This window comes from Zoogloea sp. LCSB751, from assembly GCF_002028455.1.
Classification (GTDB): domain Bacteria; phylum Pseudomonadota; class Gammaproteobacteria; order Burkholderiales; family Rhodocyclaceae; genus Zoogloea.
Map to the genome: position 1 here is coordinate 1 of NZ_MWUM01000095.1, position 442 is coordinate 442.

Here is a 442-nt window from a genome sequence, read left to right on the forward strand (position 1 = left end):
CAAAACTTAATGTAGGTAGTTCACCTTTCGCAGCAATGAACATCCAGATCACTGCGCCGAGTGACATTAAAAGCGAATCTGATAAAAATTTCTTCATATATCTGCTTTCCATTGATTAGTTGGGGTTAGATCCCTAGCTTTTCCAAAGCAATTAAAAGCTCATTTCTATTCATCACTAAAAGCTGATCTATAAACGAACTAGAAATAAGGGCGTTATGCGTAAACTCATCATGCGTATAACAAACACACCATCCATCCCCCGGTTGAAATGTAACATGGGCGCTATCATCTTCCAGTATATCACTGAGTGCTTTGCTTATAGGTTTGATAAGTTCATCGGACTTTTCTCTAAGTCTATTGGCTTTTTTTAGTGCTATCGATGCTTTTAGCATGAATGATGCTTTGTTGGTGATCGTTACAGTAAATGTAAGCGTGTTTGCTT

At 37.8% G+C, this 442-nt stretch carries 1 protein-coding gene; it reads right to left on the bottom strand.

Features of this window, described 5'->3' with window-relative positions; genetic code table 11:
• Positions 1-125 precede the first annotated feature (125 nt).
• Positions 126-442, bottom strand: a 317-nt coding sequence (locus tag B4920_RS29635) for a hypothetical protein (RefSeq protein ID WP_216820036.1), incomplete at its 5' end; no start/stop codon positions are given.